11 protein-coding genes are annotated in these 18541 nt (G+C 59.9%); 3 read left to right on the top strand and 8 right to left on the bottom strand.

Translation table 11 applies throughout. The annotated features are described in order from the left end of the window. Window positions 1–2: 2 nt before the first annotated feature. The 4 genes from JFT63_RS07255 to JFT63_RS07240 form a co-directional block, all read right to left on the bottom strand. Window positions 3–659 (bottom strand): lysoplasmalogenase, encoded by a 657-nt coding sequence (locus tag JFT63_RS07255; RefSeq protein WP_057701450.1) that lies wholly within the window; start codon window positions 657–659, stop codon window positions 3–5. 1 nt (window position 660) lies between these two features. After that, window positions 661–1050, bottom strand: a complete 390-nt coding sequence (locus tag JFT63_RS07250) for a protease inhibitor I42 family protein (protein WP_057701449.1) — start codon at window positions 1048–1050, stop codon at window positions 661–663. 200 nt (window positions 1051–1250) lie between these two features. Continuing rightward, window positions 1251–3686, bottom strand: a complete 2436-nt coding sequence (lon, locus tag JFT63_RS07245; protein ID WP_198843673.1) for an endopeptidase La — start codon at window positions 3684–3686, stop codon at window positions 1251–1253. 176 nt (window positions 3687–3862) lie between these two features. Continuing rightward, window positions 3863–7384: a YncE family protein gene (locus JFT63_RS07240; RefSeq protein WP_198843672.1), complete on the bottom strand. Its 3522-nt coding sequence runs from the start codon at window positions 7382–7384 to the stop codon at window positions 3863–3865. A 351-nt stretch (window positions 7385–7735) separates the two neighbouring features. Between JFT63_RS07240 and JFT63_RS07235 the strand changes: the two genes are divergently transcribed. Continuing rightward, window positions 7736–10072 (top strand): putative bifunctional diguanylate cyclase/phosphodiesterase, encoded by a 2337-nt coding sequence (locus JFT63_RS07235; RefSeq protein ID WP_057701446.1) that lies wholly within the window; start codon window positions 7736–7738, stop codon window positions 10070–10072. Window positions 10073–10088: 16 nt separating this feature from the next. Here JFT63_RS07235 and JFT63_RS07230 read toward each other — a convergent pair whose 3' ends face one another. The 4 genes from JFT63_RS07230 to JFT63_RS07215 form a co-directional block, all read right to left on the bottom strand. After that, complete coding sequence (locus JFT63_RS07230; RefSeq protein WP_198843671.1) at window positions 10089–11513, bottom strand: pyridoxal phosphate-dependent decarboxylase family protein; 1425 nt, start codon at window positions 11511–11513, stop codon at window positions 10089–10091. Window positions 11514–11547: 34 nt separating this feature from the next. Continuing rightward, complete coding sequence (locus JFT63_RS07225; RefSeq protein ID WP_198843670.1) at window positions 11548–12393, bottom strand: 2OG-Fe(II) oxygenase; 846 nt, start codon at window positions 12391–12393, stop codon at window positions 11548–11550. Between the two features lie 177 nt (window positions 12394–12570). Next, window positions 12571–14988 (bottom strand): glucose/quinate/shikimate family membrane-bound PQQ-dependent dehydrogenase, encoded by a 2418-nt coding sequence (locus JFT63_RS07220; RefSeq protein ID WP_186561240.1) that lies wholly within the window; start codon window positions 14986–14988, stop codon window positions 12571–12573. A gap of 477 nt (window positions 14989–15465) precedes the next feature. Continuing rightward, window positions 15466–17484 carry a TonB-dependent receptor gene (locus JFT63_RS07215; RefSeq protein WP_198843669.1) on the bottom strand — a complete coding sequence of 673 codons (2019 nt, stop codon included), beginning with the start codon at window positions 17482–17484 and terminating at the stop codon, window positions 15466–15468. Between the two features lie 171 nt (window positions 17485–17655). On the opposite strand from JFT63_RS07215, the gene JFT63_RS07210 reads away from it, so the two are divergent. Next, the gene (locus JFT63_RS07210; protein ID WP_003188882.1) at window positions 17656–17889 is read left to right on the top strand and encodes a VF530 family DNA-binding protein; all 234 of its coding nucleotides are present in this window, start codon (window positions 17656–17658) and stop codon (window positions 17887–17889) included. Window positions 17890–17893: 4 nt separating this feature from the next. Continuing rightward, window positions 17894–18520, top strand: coding sequence for a Pr6Pr family membrane protein (locus tag JFT63_RS07205; RefSeq protein WP_198843668.1), 627 nt, complete (start codon window positions 17894–17896; stop codon window positions 18518–18520). Window positions 18521–18541 lie beyond the last annotated feature (21 nt).

Here is an 18541-nt window from a genome sequence, read left to right as displayed (position 1 = left end):
TTTTAGCCAAGTTGCTCGTCGGATGCGCGGGTTGTCTGATGGAAAGCCGAGGCGGTGATGCCCCATTGCCCGAGCCAGTAGGTAGCGATCAACCAATACGGCGCGGCTTCGAAGGCGACAACAAAGCGGTTGATGCCGATCAGCGTATCGGAAATCACAAACGATATTGCACCTGCCGCCGCCAGCAGGGCCGAGCGTTTCGGCACCTCGCTGCCCAAACGCGCCAATGCTCGCCAGAGCATGGCGCTGATCACCAGCGCGTAAACCACCACCGGTATCAGCAGGTCGCCCAAGCCATGGGCAATCAGAATACTCAGCAGCACCGCCCCCACCCCCAGGGCCAGCATCAGCGGCAACAGTGCCAAGCGCCGGCAGTCGCTGAAATAGGCTTTGAGGTAGGCCAGATGCGCAAACAAAAACGCACCCAGGCCGAAGATAAACAAATCCCCCGGCCAGGCGAGCAATACGTCGCCCACCACGGAAAAAATCAACCCCAGGCTGATCCAGCGTCGATACTCAGTGGGCGGCGCGTCATGCAGCCAACCCAGCAGCGCCAGCACCGGCAGCGGCTTCACCAACAGGCACAGCAGCGTCGCGTGAGTCGCCAGGCCGTAGATAAAGGTACCGGCGCCCATCAAGGCAAGGATCAGCCACGGCATATCAGTTCACCGTAATGGCGCAGTCAAAGGTCTCGGCGGGTTCGGCTTCCGGCTCCCAGGGTTGCTGGGAGGTCAGGCGCAAACGGCCTTGCCCTGGGGCGAATGCCTGGAAGCGCCAGGTGGATTGGCCACCGCCGCCGATCACGCCGGATTCGGTGCTGCTGTAGACCTCGGGGCTCAAGGCGCGCAACACGCCGCCGGCGGAGTCCTGGATGGCCCAGCGGTAACCGGTGGTGGGGTTGCTGGGCAGGGTGAGGATCAGGTTTTGCCCGTTTTTAAGCAGGAGCGGGCAGGCGCTCTGGTTGTCCACGGTGACGTTTTGCTTTGGCGCACTGGCGCACGCGGCCAGCAGGGCAAGGCTCAAGGGGAGAAGCAGGCGGGCAGCGGTCATGAAGGCTCCGTTTATACACGACGAAGGGCGAGCATAACCGAAGATGAGACAGGGTGTGACAAGCAGGACGTGTGTTACGGCCACTGACGCCATCGGGGGCAAGCCCCCTCCCACATTTGACCGCGTTGTCATTCACGACGCCGGTCCCCTGTGGGAGGGGGCTTGCCCCCGATGAGGCCGGTTCAGGCGCTAGAGCTCTATCAGAACAGCACCTTCGCCACATCCGCAAACCGCTTGGCAAAGTGCACCGTCATGCCTTCCTTCAAATACTCCGGCAGCTCTTCAAAGCTCCCACGGTTGGGCTCCGGCAGGATCAACTCGTGAATCTTCTGGCGCCGCGCCGCGATCACTTTCTCACGCACCCCGCCAATCGGCAGTACATGCCCGGTCAGCGTCAGTTCGCCGGTCATCGCCACGCCTTTCTTTGGCGGCTGGTTACGCGCCAAAGACAGCAGCGCACTGGCCATGGTCACACCGGCGCTCGGGCCGTCTTTGGGGGTGGCGCCTTCCGGCACGTGCAAGTGCACGAAGGCTTCGTCGAAGAACTTCGGATCACCGCCAAACGACTTCAGGTTCGAGCTGATGTAGCTGTAGGCGATTTCGGCGGATTCTTTCATCACTTCACCCAATTGCCCGGTGAGCTTGAAGCCGCGATTGAGCGTGTGGATACGCGTCGCCTCGATCGGCAAGGTGGCGCCGCCCATGCTGGTCCAGGCCAGGCCTGTGATCACACCGGTACCGGACAGCACTTGCTCGTTGCGAAACACCGGCATACCCAGGGAGCTTTCCAGGTCCTTGTTGCCGATCTTGATCACGCTGTCGGGCTCATCCAACAGCTTGACCACCGCCTTGCGCACCAGTTTGCCCAGTTGCTTCTCCAACTGCCGCACCCCGGATTCCCGCGCATAACCGTCGATCAATGCACGCAGGGCGCCGTCGCTGATGGTCAGGCTGTTTTTCGCGACGCCGGCTTTTGCCAGCTGCTTGGGCCACAGGTGGCGCTTGGCGATGGCGACTTTTTCTTCGGTGATATAGCCCGACAGACGAATCACTTCCATGCGGTCCAGCAACGGGCCGGGAATCGAGTCCAGGGTGTTGGCGGTGCACACGAACAGCACTTTGGACAGGTCCAGGCGCAGGTCCAGGTAGTGATCGAGGAATTCGACGTTCTGCTCCGGGTCCAGGGTTTCCAGCAGCGCCGATGCCGGGTCGCCCTGGAAGCTCTGGCCCATCTTGTCGATCTCGTCGAGCATGATCACCGGGTTCATGACTTCGACGTCTTTCAAGGCCTGCACCAGCTTGCCGGGCAGGGCGCCGATGTAGGTGCGGCGATGGCCCTTGATCTCGGCCTCATCGCGCATACCGCCGACGCTGAAACGGTAGAACGGCCGGCCCAGGGACTCGGCAATGGATTTGCCCACGCTGGTCTTGCCCACACCCGGCGGGCCCACCAGCAGCACGATGGAGCCGGCGACTTCGCCTTTATAGGCGCCGACGGCGAGGAATTCGAGGATACGGCTTTTGATGTCATCCAGGCCCGCGTGATGCTTGTCCAGCACCTTGCGTGCGTGTTTGAGGTCGAGTTTGTCGGCGCCATACACGCCCCATGGCACTGAGGTGGCCCAGTCCAGGTAGTTGCGCGTGACCGCGTATTCCGGCGAGCCTGTTTCCAGGATCGACAGTTTGTTCAGTTCTTCATCAATGCGCTTTTTCGCCTGGGCCGGCAGCACCTTGCCTTCCAGGCGCTGCTCGAACTGCTCGACATCGGCACTGCGGTCGTCCTTGGTCAGGCCCAGCTCCTGCTGGATGACCTTGAGCTGTTCCTTGAGGAAGAACTCGCGCTGATGCTCGCCGATCTTGCGGTTCACTTCGGCAGACAGCTCTTTTTGCAGGCGCGCCACTTCCACCTCTTTGCGCAGCATCGGCAGCACTTTTTCCATGCGCTTGAGCATGGGCACGCAGTCCAGCACTTCCTGCAGCTCGTTACCGGTGGCCGACGTCAGCGCGGCGGCGAAGTCGGTGAGCGGCGACGGGTCGTTGGGGCTGAAGCGGTTGAGGTAGTTTTTCAGCTCTTCGCTGTACAGCGGGTTGAGCGGCAGCAGTTCCTTGATCGCATTGATCAGCGCCATGCCGTACGCCTTGACCTCGTCGGTCGGCTCGCTGGGCTGATGCGGGTATTCGACTTCCACCAGGTACGGCGGGCGGTGATGCTTGAGCCAGGTCTTGATGCGTACGCGGGTCAGGCCCTGGGCGACGAATTGTAACTTGCCGTTCTCGCGGCTGGCGTGGTGCACCTTGACCAGGGTGCCGTACAGCGGCAGGGCGGAGGTGTCGAAGTGCCGCGGGTCTTCAGGCGGCGTGTCCATGAAAAACAGGGCAAGGGAGTGATGCTCGGATTTGCTCACCAGCTCCAGGGTTTCGGCCCACGGCTCTTCATTGACGATCACCGGCAGCACTTGCGCCGGGAAAAACGGCCGATTGTGGATCGGGATGATGTAGACCTTGTCCGGCAGGTTCTGCCCAGGCAGCGCCAGGCCGGTGTTGGACGAGGAGGTTTCGGCGTTTTCGGGGTCGGCGTTTTCGGGGTCGGCGTAATCGTTGAGGTCGTAATCAGGGACGTCTTGCTGGTCGCTCATGGGGCACCTGCATAAGGGAGTATGCAGCTTAGATGGGGCGGGGGAGCAGTGGTTTCAATGGTGGGGGTGAGATAGCAATATATTGCATGAGATTTCCGGGCAGGGCACAGATGGCCTAAGGCGCGGTAGAGCGTTTTAATGCCGCGCCTTGAGGCAGACGCGGCATTTTTGGGTGCTTACACGTTGACCACGGCTACGGTGTTGTTGCCGAAGTTGGAGACGTACAGGTATCTGCCATCTTCGCTGCAGGCCAGGCCGGTGGGTTGATTGAAGCCGGGAATACTTCCAACCAGTTCCTCGGTCGTGGTGTCGATGATTCGGACGGTGTTGCTGGCGAATTCCGTCACGTAGGCTAGCCGTTTAACGGGGTGGAAAGCGACGCCTCGTGGGGTGGCAAGTCCCGTAAGTGATTTAACGAGCTTAAGATCGTCTTTTTCGGTGTTGTAGATAGCAACTGCTCCTAAGTTGGGAATGCATACAAACAACCTTTCGAGGGGGGCAAACAGTGGTGAATGTGCAAGAGCGCTTGCAATTCCATTGTTAGCGATCGTATGAGTTAGAACTCTGGTAGCTATGTTGACTCGCATCGTATGGTCGGTAACTGCAAATAGTGCTGTAGCTTGTGGGTTAGTAGTTATCGCCGTAGAGTTAGTTTGACGAGTGTCTACACTGCCTATGTAAGTTTCCAATGTTGCATTAAGGAAATATATATAAGGGTGGTGTGGCGGTGTGACGCCTATAAATAGTTGCGTTCCGTTAGGGTTCAGGCAGATTGCCCTAGCGTCAGCCCCTAGCCGGTAAAAGTAACGGAAAGTGAAATTGCTGATGTTGAGGATTGGAGTGGATTGCATAGTGGAGGCCCCTGCCACCGAAAAAAACAGTCTCGAGTCCGAAGGATGCAACGCCAAGCCATGGACAACACTCCCAACCGTATTCACCGTCCTTACCGTATTGCTCTCCAAATCAATCACCGAAATCGAAGGCGTACGCCCATTCGCCACACAAACTTTTTTACCGTCCCGACTGGCCACGATGTAAGTCGGCCCATTCCCCACCTCAATCTCCCGAACAATCTCCCCCCCAGCCCTGCGTATCCGATAAGTAGCCACGTTAAAGTGCTGCGCTGTTTCCTCACAGTTATACCCATCCAACGATACCCAGCCTTCCACGCGGACTTCGGTGTCATCGGCAAAGTCTTCAAAATACTCGGCAGGTATGTGATCAAGCGTACGCCCGGCACTGACTTCCGCCGGTGTTACATCAACCGCGCGCCGCAGCGCCAGGTCGGTGGTGCTGTACAGGTTGATCCCCACCGCGCGGCCTGCGCGGAAAAACGGCCAGGCCCTGATTTGTACCGAGTTGGCCTCGTTGGGATTGATCACCCCATTTACCGCCTCGGGTACGCTCAGCAGGTTCAGCGTTTGCGCAGAAAAACTGTCCACATCGACGGTCAGTCGAGGAGATTGAGTCGTGATGCCGTCGCGCAGCACGTCAAAGTGAACCGTAAACGTCTCTCCCACATAGGCCGCGACATAGTCGCTTAACGGGGCGAATGTAATGTAGTCATGACCCGCGTCGGGAATACCGGGTTTGCTTGGGATATTGGGCGTGCCTACGCCGGGCTTTCCTTCGATGCGCAGGGTCACAAGGTCACTCCCCAGCATGGGGTACCTGACCCGCAACGTAGTGATGCGGGGCGATGGCGTCCATACGTTCAGGGGATTTAGACGCATGGTGCATGGCGACACCTGGGTGGCTTCCAGCAACGTCGGGCATTCGGTCAGTTGCAGCGCCGCCCCCACTTTGACAACCAAAGGCAGGGACTTGCGCGGGGTATCCGTAGGCAGCGTGCGGACTTCCCAGTGCAGCGCCACGATGGCTCCTTTATTGGCCAGGACGATAGCACGGGCAAGTGTGAAAGGCAGGGGGAAGCCAAACCACGCGCTGGTCACTTTCAGCCACGCAAAGGTAAAACTGCCGCCAGGCTTACTGCCTGTCGCCACCACCCTTACCTCATCATTGAGCGAGATGCTTGAGTGGGGATCGACCAGCACTCTGAGATTGCCTTTGTTGATGAGTTCGTCAAATTGGTGGTCTGGCGCAGGTGCCTCCGGTGATCTGGGGGGCGGAAGCAAGACTGAAATATTACCGACGGGTATGGTGATCGATTGCGAGGGATTGGCGGCATCGTTATTAACGATGTAATAGGCGGTGAAAGTGGAACCCTTGAGCGGTTCAAACAGGCTGTAGTCCAACAAGTAGTCAATGTCCAAACCCTGCGAGAACTCGCTGAAGCTTTCATACACAACGTCGCCTGTAGTGGTTCTGCCTTCAATGACCAGGTCGACCTTGTCATTCACGCCCAGCCGGGTGCCGGGCACGATAATGCTAACCGGGTCGATTTCGGGCAGCGCACCATTCTCCAGGTTGCGTACTTGCGGCGCCGGGCGGCGATTGTCCACTGCTTTGCCACGAATACTGTAAATGACAGCATTGGACGGGGTGTTGAGCTCGTTGGAGCGGACCCGTTCATAGAAAGCCAACAAACGGCCTCCCCCCAGGAGTTCTATAAAGTTGTTGAATGGCAAACGGATCAATACGCGAACCAGGTTAGGCTGCAACACCCAATGAGATTCAGTGTGGTCCAGACGCTCCCCGTTATTTGTCAGCCCTGAATAAGTGACCTGTATCTGGTCGTTGACTTGCCACCCATGGCCTCTTAACGGTACTTCAAAATTCAGATCATCGGTGTGCACATCCGTGTCGATGTATTCCTCGTCCGTGTCGGCATCGTATTCAGACTCGGTAACATGACCCTCTATCAGTTGCGGTACGGTTCCGCCACCGGTCCTGTTTTGTATGAGCCTGGGGATGGAAAAGCCGATGGATTGATTTCCGGCCTTATCCTTTACGAACCACTCAAGAATGTTGGGTCCCGGCGTTACTTGCAGCCAGGTGCCGTTGTAGACGGTAATAATGATAGGGGCGGTGCGGGAAGCTTCAAAACTGGTCACCCTGTGAGTGACGAACACACCGCCAATGCTGATATAGATCACATCGCCTTCTTTGCGGTGATGAACTTGATCCACTGCCCGGTTTACCGGGTAGTTATCGATGATCATCTTGACGCCTTTTTGCGCATCCGCAGGGTTTACGACGCCAAAGGCCTCAATAGTTGTATCTTCGAAGGTAATACCTGCCAGGTTTTCGTTGATAAGCGGCGTACTGACTTGAGGGTCACGACCGCCAGGTGCTTTGGTATCCACCCAGATACTGAACGCCTTGGTGTGGCCAGTCGTACCGCTCAGGCGTCTGACGAAGGCTTGCAAGATATTATCGGCCTGGTCGATGAATCTGACGCTCTCTATGGCCAACTTCACATGCTTGCGTTGCATGGCATCATCGTCGGTGACGGTGTAGTGATCCACTTCTATGCCGTTAAGTTCCAGGTAGACAAAGTCCCCCGCCGCCTGTTCGGCCCAGGCGAGGAGGATGCAAATTACCCCAACGGCGTTCACCGTCAATGCGGCGTTATTCAGGGCGCCGTCGGTACCTGCAATGGCGGTAAGATTGGGGATAATCAGGTCGAGGTCGCTGAAGGGTAATGTGGCGCCGGCATTCTGGTGAGCCGGTGCATTGGGCAGGCGGTCAGCTGAGAGGCGCGCAGCGGACACCGTGGGTAGCAGATCGTTTGTCATGACGAGTACCTGATAAAAGTAGATTGGGCACGCGACCCATCATCGCTTCAGGTCGAGCGGCAGCTTTATTCAAGGCTCTTGCTACGCAAATTGCCTAGCTGTGAGAACTGACAGTGCCGACAGACGGTATGGCCGGTCTCATGTCAGCCATACCGCGTCAAGGTCAAAAAAATGACTTGAAAACTCCAGTGTTTACTAGGTTTACTTCCTGGTGGTCCCAGCTAATCTGCTTACATAAAAATCTCGATACGATAAGACGTTTTTTTGACGCTTGGACGCCAGCCGACTGGGATGCGTATGACACAAGGAAGGCACCGCACAGAACGCCGAGCGCGGCCGGCAGTTACCGCATTGCAGTGGCGCCACACCTTTCAAACCCGGATTGCCGGGGTGCTCGCGCTGTTGTTGCTGGTGGTCGTGGCGGCTACCTATTTTGCCGTCAAGGCCGCCACTACCCGCGCCGTGGAGAACCAGGCCCAGGTGCAGTTGGATACCGGGCGGCAGGTGTTCGAGCGCTTGTTGGACCTGCGCGGCCGCCGCCTGCAATACGGCCTGGATTGGCTCACCATCGATGGCCCGTTCAAGCAGGCGGTGGCCGGTGGTGCGACGGTGCCGATCCTGGAGGCTCTGGGGCGCCATGGTACGGGGGTCAGTTCCAGCGAAGTGTTTGTGTTGGGCCTGGATGACAAGATCATGGTCAGTACCTTGCTGGCGATGAAGCGAGGGGAGGCGTTCCCCTATGCCGGTGCATTGCGCAGCGCGCGCCGCAGCGGCCAGCAAATGTTGATCGTCGCCATGGCCGGGCGCCCCTATTTGCTGGTGCAGAAGGAAGTCCTTGAACCCGCGCCCATCGCCCGGGTGATCATGGGCTTTCCCATGGATACGCAATTTGCCCATGAGCTGCGTTCCATGAGCAACCTTGAGGTGTCGTTCCTCAGCGTACACGGCGGCCATGTTGGGCAGCTCTTCACCACCCAGCCTGGCAGTTTGCGCCCGAGCGTCATCGACCTGTTGCTGGGCACGTCGATCGATCCGCAGGCGCGGGTCCAGCTGTTCCACGGCCAGCGCGTGCTCAGCCAGGTGTTGCCCCTGGCCAATAGCGGTGAAGGCGATGAAGTGCGTGTGCTGCTGCAAAGCCCGCTGGACCACGCCCTGGAATCCTTCGCACCGCTGGACCGGCAATTTATGTTGATTGCCGTGGCGGTGTTGTTGGTCTCGCTGGTGGCTGCGTTATTTTTAGCGCGGCGGGTATCACGCCCGCTCAATGCTTTGGTGCAGGCCGCCGAGCGGATCGGCGCCGGTGACTACCACACGCCGGTGCGGGTGCGCGGCCACGATGAGTTCGGCCTGTTGGCCCGCGCTTTCAATGCCATGCAAAGCGGCATCGCCGTGCGCGAACGACAGTTGGCCCATAACGCCTTGCATGATGCGCTCACCGGCCTGCCCAATCGCGCCCTGGCCATGGAGCGGCTGGGCAGTGCGATCAGTGCGCGGCGGCCGGTGGTGTTGCTGTACCTGGGGATTGAAAACTATCGGGTCATCAACGAAGGCTTCGGCCCCCAGGGTGTGGAAGAAATGCTCTGCGAAGCCAGCCGCTGCCTGTCCATGAGCCTGCTGGCCAGCGACACCGCCGCGCGCATTGCCGGCAGTGAGTTTCTGCTGTTGCTGGAAAACACTGAAATCGACTCCGCCGTCGCCCGTGCCGACGGCGTGTACGCGCTGCTGACCCAACCCCAGCGCATCGGCAACGATGAAGTGCGCCATGAAGTGAGCATCGGCATTGCCGCGTACCCCGCAGACGGCCAGCAGGTCGAGGAACTGATCAATCGCGCCGCCATCGCTCGGCATGACGCGGCCACCATGCCGGGGCATTTGCAGATCTACCAGCCTGATCGTGACCTGGCTTACCAACGCCAGATTACCCTGATTCGCGATCTGCGCCGGGCGGTGATCGAAGGCGAGTTGTTCCTGTGCTATCAGCCCAAGCTCGACCTCAAGCACGGCCATGTGGGCCAGGCCGAAGCCTTGCTGCGTTGGCAACACCCGACCCTTGGGCAAGTGTCGCCCACCGAGTTCATTCCCCTGGCCGAACGCACCGGCAGCATGGGGCCCCTGACCTTATGGGTGATTGAAGAGGCCATCCGCCAGATTGCCGAATGGGCGCTGCGTGGCCTGGTGATTCAACTGTCGGTGAATATCTCGGTGAACGACCTGGCCGATGACGACCTGGCCATTCGCGTCACTGCGCTATTGATCCGATACGACGTGAGCGCCGAGCACCTGATTTTCGAAATCACCGAAAGCGCGATCATGCACAACCCGCAACAAGCCCTCAGCGTGCTGGAACAACTGCGTGGCTGCGGCATCAGCCTGTCGGTGGATGACTTCGGTACCGGTTATTCGTCGCTGGCGCAGTTGCAGCGCCTGCCGGTGCAGGAGTTGAAGATCGACCAGTCGTTTATGCGTAATCTCGACAGTACCAGCGGCGACGGCGTGATCGTGCGTTCCACCATCGAGATGAGCCACAACCTGGGCCTCAAGGTTGTGGCCGAGGGTGTGGAGTTCGAGCACAGCCTCACCCTGCTCAAGCGCTGGCAGTGCGACACGGCCCAGGGCTACCTGATCAGCCGGCCACTCAATGCCATGGCGTTCGAGCGCTGGATGCGGCGTGCGCGTGTGCCAACCTAGACAGTTTAACTGTGGGCTACTTTGGCAGCGTTTCAGCGACCAAGGTTTGCAATCGCGCCCACAACCGTTCGACATGCTGGCGTTCGGTGCCCAGTGCACCGATAGACACCCGCACCATCCAGCGCTCATCGAGGAGGGCGGGGGTGACGTAGGCATCGCCTGACTGGTTGAGTTTTTCTGCCCAGGCTCGGGTGTGAGTATCCAGCGCCTGGCCTTCCAACCCCGGCGGCTCATGACGGATGCACAAGGTTTGCAGGGCGGGCGTAGCCACCAATACCCAGTGCTCAGTGGCTTCGATCTGCTCTGCCAGCCAGCGCGCATTGGCCAGGTCTCGCCGCAGCCGCGTTTGCAGGCCGCTGACGCCTTGCTCGCGTATCAGAAACCACAACTTCAAGGCGCGAAAACGGCTGCCCAGGGAGATCCGCCAGTCACGGTAGTTTCGCACTTGGCCGTCTGCGCTGGACTGCAGGTAGCTCGGGTTGGTGGTCATGATTCGAATCAGATGTTCGCAGTCGCGCACAAAGTACACCGAGCAATCGAAGGCTGCGCCCAGCCATTTGTGTGGGTTGAGCACCAGGGAGTCGGCTTTTTCGATGCCCTGCCACAGTGCCCGGCATTCCGGCAGGATCATCGCGGCGCCGGCCATGGCCGAGTCCACATGCAGCCATACACCGTGGCGTTGGGTCACGTCGCCAATCGCATCCAGAGGGTCGATCGCCATGGCGGCGGTGGTCCCGGTGGTGGCAATCACCACGCAGGGTGTGTTGCCGGCGGCCAGGTCCTGTTCGATGGCGTGCGCCAACGCCTGGGGCGACATTGCATTGTGTGGGTCGGTGGCGATGGTGCGGATATGGTTCTGGCCGAACCCTGCGAGGATCGCCGCCTTGTTGACCGAGCTATGGGCGTGAGCTGAGGTGTAGACGATCAGAGGCGCGCCGCTGTTTTGCAGGCCGTCATGCATCAGCGCGTAATCGGAGCTGCGCTCCCTGGCGCTGATGAGCGCCACCAGGGTGGAGGTGGACGCGGAGTCCTGGATCACGCCGCTCCATGCGCTGCTCAGGCCCAGCATGTCGCGCAGCCAGTCGGTGGTCACTTCTTCGATTTCGGTGAGGGCCGGGCTGGATTGCCAGGACAAGCCCACCACACCCAGGCCGGTGCTCAGGCAATCGCCCAGCACCGACGACAGCTCCACATTGGAAGGGAAGAAGCCAAAAAAACTCGGATGCTGCCAATGCAGCAACCCGGGCATGATCAGCTTTTCGACGTCGCCCATGATCTGTTCGAACGGTTCGGCGCTGTCAGGCGGGTTCACCGGCAGGGCGGCTTTGATCTCGCCCGGCAGGGTGGTGGGCTGCACACCGCGTTGCTCGATGTTTTGGCGATAGTCGGCGATCAGGTCGATCATGGCGTAGCCATGGCGGCGGAATTCTTCGGGGGTCATATAGAAGTGTCCATTGGCAAGCGCGAGAAAAGTATCAGCACCAGAAGTAAAACGGTTCGCCCGGGATATAGCCGATAAACGACTGCATGCTGATGCGTGTGCCCGAATCGAATCCGCAAATGGCGTGGGGGCGGCGAGTGTTGATGATCACCAGTTCGTTTTTGCGCGGCCGGATACGCAAAGGCGTTTGCAAGCGCTGCTCGGGCAATTGGGCACCCTCGAAACGCTTGACCTCATCGTACGCAAACGCTGGGGTGTCCCAGATGATCAATTCACCTCCCGAAGGCGGCGTTTGCAGGTAGATATTGGCGCTCAATTGCTGCTCCAGTTCGGCGACCGAGCGGGGCAGGCAATCCACGTGGGGAACGGTTTCCGAGAGGTGCGCGGTCTCGGGGAACATGGCGCGGATAATCCCGCAAAACATCGGCTGGCCCTGGAAGGCGGCGGCGACCGCGCCTTGCGGCCAAATCGCCTGGAGCTGCTGCATCAAGGCTTGAATCGGCGGTTGTTGCGGGGCGCAAATGCGGTCGATCAGGCTGCGCATATGCGCGGCGTCAGCGTAATACTTGCGTTGGGCTTCACTGCCCGTGGCCTTGCCGTAGGTGGAATTGAACGGCGTGCCCCAGCGATGCACGCCATAGAAATGCTGTACGACGTGCCCGCCCTCGTAGGTTTCGTGGCTGTATTGTTCCAGCTTGGCGGTTTCGCTGATGCTGTGAATCAGCCGTGCGCTGGTTTTTTCGTTGGCGAAGTCGGGTACTCGAATGGCAAGCACTTGCCCGCTGATCAGTTTGCTTAAACTTTGACTGTCGAGTTGTTCGAGCTCCAGGATTTTCGCCGAAATACAGGGGGTTGGTTTTACAGCGCTATGGTCCGTCATAGTGAAAAGCTCCATTTGAATGTCATCCGTGCACCCAGGTATTACGCAGGGCGTGCGCACTAAATTAATTTCAACGGGCGGGATGCAAGCGGGATTTTTCCTGGCGTGGCGGTTTTCAGGGACGAAAAAAAGGCGGCTACCATCAGGTAGCCGCCTTTGTTTTACCGCCGGTGCTGCTTAATCCGGCAGTTTGAACGCCATCACATAGTCACCCTGTTTGGTACCCAGGGAGCCGTGACCGCCCGCCATGACCAGCACGTATTGCTTGCCGTCCTTGCCGGTGTAGGTCATCGGGGTGGTTTGCGCGCCTGCTGGCAGGCGGCCTTCCCACAGTTGCTTGCCGTTTTTCACGTCATAGGCACGCAGGTACTGGTCCAGGGTGCCGCTGAGGAACGCGACGCCACCGGCGGTGGTGAACGTACCGCCCAGGCTAGGCACGCCCATGGTCAGCGGGATTGGAACCGGCGAGCTGTCACGCACGGTGCCGTTCTTGTGCATCCAGATGGTCTGGTGGTTGGTCAGGTCGACCGCTGCCACGTAGCCCCACGCTGGCGCCTGGCACGGCAGGCCCATCGGCGACAGCAGTGCTTCAAGGATCACACCGTACGGCGCGCCTTTGTTCGGCTGCACGCCTTCGGTTTCGCTGACGCGCGGGCCTTGCTTGGCGATGTCGGCGGCCGGGATCAGCTTGGATTTGAACGCCATGTAGCTTGGGTTCACGAACGCGATCTGGCGCACCGGGTCAACCGAGATGCCGCCCCAGTCGAACACGCCGAAGTTGCCTGGGTACACGATCGAGCCTTGCAGCGACGGCGGGGTGAACGGGCCGTCGTAGCGCATTGACTTGAAGTCGATCCGGCAGATCAGTTGGTCGAACGGCGTCACGCCCCACATGTCACGCTCCTTGAGGGGCGGCGGCATGAAGTTCAGGTCGGACTTGGGTTGGGTCGGGGAGGTGCGATCGCCAGCCACTGCGCCTTGCGGTACAGGGATTTCGTTGATCGGAACCACTGGCTGACCGTTGCTGCGATCCAGCACGTAGATGCTGCCTTGCTTGGTCGATGCCATTACCGCTTGCTTGACGCCGTCGGCGGTTTTGATGTCGATCAGCGAAGGCTGGCCTCCCACGTCCATGTCCCACAGGTCGTGGTGGGTGAACTGGAAGGTCCACTTCACATGGCCGGTGTCGATGTCCAGAGCGGTCAGGCCCGCTGCATATTTCTCGGAGTCATCGGTACGGTCGCCGCCGTACTGGTCGGGCATCTGGTTGCCCATCGGCAGGTACAACATGCCGAGTTTTTCATCCACGGCGAACATGGACCACATGTTCGGCGAGTTGCGGGTGTAGGTCTTGCCCTCGGCCAACGGGGTGGTGTCGTCCGGGTTGCCGCTGTCCCAGTTCCACACCAGCTTGCCGGTGTGCACGTCGAACGCGCGGATCACGCCGCTCGGCTCGTCGATGGAAACGTTGTCAGTCACGTGACCGCCGATCACCACCAGGTTCTTGGTCACGGCCGGTGGTGAAGTGGAGTAGTAACCGCCTGGGGCGAAGCTGCCGATGTTGGCGCGCAGGTCCACCTGGCCTTTGTCACCGAAGTCTTCGCACATCTTGCCGGTGTCGGCGTTCAGGGCGATCAGACGGGTATCGGCGGTCGGCACGAAAATGCGTTTCGGGCAGGCAGTCGGTGCGGCAGCCGGGCTGGCGCTGCCGGTCGGGCTCTGTTCGGAAGCGTAGGCAGCGTCATCGTGGTACGACACGCCACGGCAGGTCATGTGCGCCCAACCCTTGAAGTTCTCGGCGCCCTGGCTGCTGATCTTCGGATCGAAACGCCAGATTTCCTTGCCGGTGTCCGGGTCCAGTGCGATCACCTGGCTGTGCGGCGTGCACACGTAGAGCATGCCGTTGACTTTCAGCGGGGTGTTTTCCGCAGTGGTTTCACCCGGGTCGTTAGGCCCTGGGATGTCGCCAGTACGATAGGTCCACGCCGGCACCAGCTTGTGGGCGTTTTCCGGGGTGATCTGTGCCAGCGGCGAATAACGGTCACCAAAGGCCGAGCGGCCATAGGAGTTCCAGTCGCCATCGGCCTGGGTTGGCGCAGCGCTGGCCATACCCGGTACCGCGTCGCGGTCCAGTTGGCCGGTCTTGACCATTTCACCTGGGTTGGTGAACTGGCTGGCCAGGGCGGTCGCGCCCGCCAGCACCACGGCCACGCTCAGTGCGCCGGTACCCAGCGGCGCGGCTTGGCCACGCAGCAATGGCCGGCGGAACCACGGCAGCAGCATGACGATGCCCAGGGCGAACAGCAGGGCCAGGCGCGGCACCAGTTGCCACCAGTCCAGGCCCACTTCCCACAAGGCCCACACGGTGCTGGCGAACAACACCAGTGCATACAGGCCCAGCGCGGCGCGGCGGGTGGCCAGCAGCAATACGCCGGTCAGGGCAATGCCGATACCGGCCAGCAGGTAGTACAGCGACCCGCCGAGCATACTCAGCTTGACGCCACCGGCCAGCAAGGCCAGCCCCATGATCAGCAGCAAGACCCCCAGCAGCCTGGGCAACAGGCGGCTTGGGCTTGAGGCACCATCAGTGCTCATAGTGTGTTTCTCCGTTACGTTGGAATTATGTAACCCCGTGCTTCACTCACTGTAGATGACGATTCGGCTCGGGCTTGGTTCATCGTTATTGTTGGTTTTTTCTGTGGATAACCGGGTTATCCACAGGCGGGCAATCAATCCCCTGGCGCAGGTCGATTCAAGACAGCGCTGTCTTTGTGCAAGAAGAGATTCGGCAATTGGGGTCGACCGGGAGGTGAAGCGTTTCAGATTGTTGCGAAGGATAATGCGGCGGGGCGTTTTGAGAAAGGGTGAATCGCAAGATGCATCATTTCAGTTTTGGTAACAGTGACAGATAGTCGCTGCAATACCGATCAGTCACGCGAACGCAATGCTCAACGCGACGACGATCAAATGTGGGAGCTGGCTTGCCTGCGAAGACGTCGGTCCAGCAGACAGTGATGTTGACTGACCCAGCGCTTTCGCGGGCAAGCCCGCACAGGGGGGTTGCGGTGATGATTAGAAGGTAGTGCGAACCCCGAACTGCACGCTTCTACCTGGCGCCGGCGCAATATCGCGCAGGATCGAGCTGGCATAGCGCACGGTCTGGTTGGTCAGGTTTTCACCGTTGACGAACGCCAGCCACTGGCTGCCACCCACATTGAAACGGTAACCCGCGCTGGCACCGAGCGTGGTGTAGCCGTCGGTGCCGCTCTCGTTATCCGGCACGCGTCCTTGGCCTGCGGCATGTTCCACGTCGATACGTGCCTGCCAGCGATCCAGTTCCCACAGCAAGCCGCTGTTCAAACGCAGGGGCGCAATGCGCGGCAAGGCTTCGCCGGTGTCCAGGTTGGTGGCGCGGGTGTAATCGCCCGACAGTTCCAGCGCGAACTTGCCGTAGGCACCTTCGCCGAGCTTCCAGTGATCCTGGGCTTCGAAGCCGGCGAAACGTGCGCGCACGCCGGAATAGCCGTACTCGGGAATACCGCCCGCGTCTTCTTCACCCTCGTCGTTCAACGTACGGCCAGTGCCGAGCAAACCGATGTAGTTGGAGAAGCGGCTGTAGAACACGCCAAAGCTGCCCTTGTGGGTGCCGTTGTCAAAGCGCAGCGCCAGGTCGCTGGACACGGCCTTTTCCTTTTTCAGGTTGGCATCGCCCAACTCATAGGTGCCGGTGGCGACATGGGCGCCGTTGGCATACAGCTCATAAAAGGTCGGGGCGCGTTCGGTGTAGCCCAGCGTCGCGGCCACGGACCAGACAGGCGTCAGCGTATAAACCGCACCGGACGACAGGCTGCCTGCGGTGAAGTCGCTGGATTTATCCGCATTGGCAAAGCGCGCATTGCCCTTGCCGTCCGGGTCGACGTTGGTGTGTTCCAGGCGCGCACCGAGGCTGAGTTTCAAGCGTTCGGTGGCTTGCATCTCTTCGAGGATAAACAAGGCGCCAGCGTTGGTATCGGTCTGCGGTACAAAGGCTTCCTCACCCAGGGCCGAGAATTCATTGCGGGTCACTTGGGCGCCAACCACGCCATCGAACGGGCCGATGGGCTGGTGACGCGCCTCCACCCGGGCTTCATAGCCTTTGTTCTTGAAGGTCGTGCCGGTTTCGCCACCTTCGATTTCGCGGTGCTGATAATCGGTGTAGCCCGCGTCGATCTTCACCGAGGTAAACGGGCCCTGCAGGTTGCGGATCTCGGAGGCAAAGGCGTAATGATCCTGCTTCATGCGGATGCGCACATCCTGCTCGGCGGGGGAGCCGTAATTGCTGTCGTAGTTGCTGTAGGACAGGCCAGCGTAACCATCATCCCAGGTGTAGGAGCCACCCACTGCGCCGCCGTCCTGACGCCCGTTGCTGTTACCCAGGCGGCCATTTTTGCCGGGACCGTTTTCGCTCTCCGGCGCGTGGCGGCTGCGGGCATACCCGGGGATTTTCAGGTCGTTGAATTCCCGCGCATTGGCGTCCAGGTGCAAGGCGAAGGTGCCGTTGCCGGCCTCTAGCTTGCCGGCGCTGCTGCGGGTGGTGTCGGCGCCGCCGTAGCGCAGTTCACCCGCACCGTGGATGCCTTCGATGGCCTCGGTGGGGATGCGGTTGTCGAAGGTGTTGACCACGCCGCCGATGGCGCTGCCGCCGTACAACAAGGCCGCCGGGCCGCGCACGATTTCAATGCGGTCGACATTGATCGGGTCCAGCGGCACCGCGTGGTCATAAGACAGCGACGAGGCATCCAGCGCGCCCACGCCGTTGCGCAGGATGCGAATGCGGTCGCCATCCTGGCCGCGAATGATCGGGCGGCTGGCGCCCGGGCCGAAGTAAGAAGACGACACGCCCGGCTGCTTGTTCAGGGTTTCACCGAGGCTGCCTTTTTGTTGCAGCGTCAGGTCATCGCCTTCCAGCACGGTGGTGGGCGAGGCGAGTTGTGCGCTGCCCAGCGGGTTACCGGTAACAACCTGGGGAGGCAGTTCCAGGGCATGGGCTTGAGCGCCGATCAGCAAGGCAGTGGCGAGGGGAGACAAACGCCAGAGGGAAGGCAGAGACATCGGAGATTCCTAGGCAAAACTTCTGATAAGTAAAGTTACAATATAACATCTCTTTTTTGTAGAAAAGGGGGAACTTTTCCTGACGGGCTATATTCAATGCGATGCTTCCACCTGCACGCCCCGTCGGCTAAGGTGCGCGGCTGTGTTTCCTCTTTTTGCAAAAGGCCTGGCATGACCGCGACAAGCAACGACCCGCTCCACGGTGTGACCCTGCAACACGTGCTCACCACCCTGGTGGAACATTACGAGTGGAGCGGCCTGGCCGAGCGTATTGATATCCGCTGCTTCAAGAGCGACCCGAGCATCAAGTCGAGCCTGACCTTCCTGCGCAAGACGCCCTGGGCGCGGGAAAAAGTCGAAGGGTTGTACGTCAAGCTGATGCGCACCAAACGCCCGCTGGACTGAGCCCATGAAGCGTTTTGTCGCAACGGCCGCACTCGCCGGTTGGGTGGGCTTGGCGATCCAGCAATACCTGATTCTGTATTCGCGCTGGTCCATCGGCGCCAGCCTGCTGGGCGGGCTGATCAGCTTCCTGAGTTTTTTCACCGTATTGACCAACACCCTGGTGGTCGTGGTGCTCAGCTATGCGCTGGTGACTCGCGAATCTGCCGCCAAACGGTTTTTCCTCAGGCCTGGCGTCAGCAGTGGGATCGCCACGAGCATTGTGGTGGTGAGCCTGGCCTACAACCTGCTGCTGCGGCATCTGTGGAGCCCGCAAGGCTTTCAATTTATCGCCGATGAATTGCTGCACGACGTCATGCCGTTGTTGTTTGTGGTGTATTGGTGGCGGTGTGTGCCCAAGGGTGCGTTGCGGCTCAAACACATTGCCGGCTGGGTGATCTACCCATTGGTGTACTTCGGTTATGTGCTGCTGCGGGGGCATATGCTCGGGCAGTATCAGTACCCGTTCATGGATGTGGACAGCCTCGGTTATCCACAAGTGTTTGTGAATGCCGGAGGGATTTTGGCAGGGTTTATCGTCATTGGGCTGGTGATCGTTGGCCTGGACAAGCGCCTCAAATCACCCTCGATTTAAAGTGAGCACCATTAAGGTGGG

It is taken from the genome of Pseudomonas sp. MF7453, assembly GCF_016405455.1.
Lineage (GTDB): Bacteria > Pseudomonadota > Gammaproteobacteria > Pseudomonadales > Pseudomonadaceae > Aquipseudomonas > Aquipseudomonas paralactis.
Note: the sequence above shows the minus strand (reverse complement) of the source record. Positions and strands in the feature narration are given on the sequence as shown.